The organism is Glycomyces xiaoerkulensis (assembly GCF_002798405.1).
GTDB lineage: Bacteria > Actinomycetota > Actinomycetes > Mycobacteriales > Micromonosporaceae > Glycomyces > Glycomyces xiaoerkulensis.
This window is the reverse complement of record NZ_PGGV01000026.1, coordinates 2,974-3,926: the sequence shown is the minus strand read 5'-3', so window position 1 is coordinate 3,926 and position 953 is coordinate 2,974. Positions and strand designations below refer to the sequence as shown.

The following is a 953-nucleotide window of genomic DNA, read 5'->3' as shown; positions in this document are numbered from 1 at the left end:
GGGAACCTGGTCGAGCTGCGGCGGCTGCTGGCCGACGCTTCGGTGTCGACGATCGTGGTCGAGCACCGGGACCGGCTGGCCAGGTTCGGGTTCGAGCAGGTGGAGGCCGCGCTTGCAGCGCAAGGCCGTTCCATTGTCGTGCTGGATGAGGCCGAGGTCGAGGACGACTTGGTGCCGGAGATGACCGAGGTGTTGATCTGGATGTGCGCGCGCCTGTACGGCCGCCGGTCGGCCCAGCGCCGCGCCCGGGCCGCCATGAAAGCCGCTTCGGAGTCCGCGTCGTGAAAGTCATCAAGGCCTACCGGTACGCGCTCGACCCGACCCCGGTGCAGGCCGAGGCGTTCGGCTCCCACTGCGGTGGGAAGCGGTTCGCGTTCAACCACATGCTCGGGGTGGTGCGGGCGAACCTGGACCAGCGGGAGGCCGAGCGGACCTACGGCCTGGCCGAGGCCGATCTGACCCCGTATGTGAACTGGTCGGCCTACGGGCTTCGCAAATCCTGGAACGCCCGCAAGGAGGCGGCCACCGGCCGCGGGGACGGCACGTCATGGTGGGCCGAGAACTCCAAAGAGGTCTACGCGGCCGGTTGCGCCGACCTCGCGATGGCGCTTGCGAACTGGCAGGCGTCCAAGCGCGGCAAACGCGCCGGGGCTAAGATGGGATTCCCGAAACGCGAGAAGCGGCACTCCCGGCTTTCGTGCCGGTTCACCACCGGCACCATCCGGCTCGAACCGGATCGACGGCACCTCACGCTGCCCCGGATCGGGGCTGTGCGCACCTGCGAGAACACCCGCAAGCTCGACCGGCACCTCAAACGCGGGACCGGCCGCGTCCGCTCGGCCACCCTCACCCATCGCCGACGCCGCCTTCGGCCGGATCCGCCGCCGGCTCGAATACAAGACCGCCTGGAACGGCGGCACCCTGGTCGTGGCCGACCGGTGGCTGCCGTCCTC

Annotated in this window: 2 protein-coding genes; both read left to right on the top strand. The window is 70.0% G+C overall.

Going from position 1 to position 953, the window contains the following annotated elements:
• Positions 1 to 285, top strand: a 285-nt coding sequence (locus CUT39_RS08705; RefSeq protein WP_198586992.1) for a recombinase family protein, incomplete at its 5' end; no start/stop codon positions are given.
• Positions 282 to 953: helix-turn-helix domain-containing protein (locus CUT39_RS08700; protein WP_198586991.1), on the top strand; the 672-nt coding region annotated here is incomplete at its 3' end. The genes CUT39_RS08705 and CUT39_RS08700, both read left to right, overlap by 4 nt.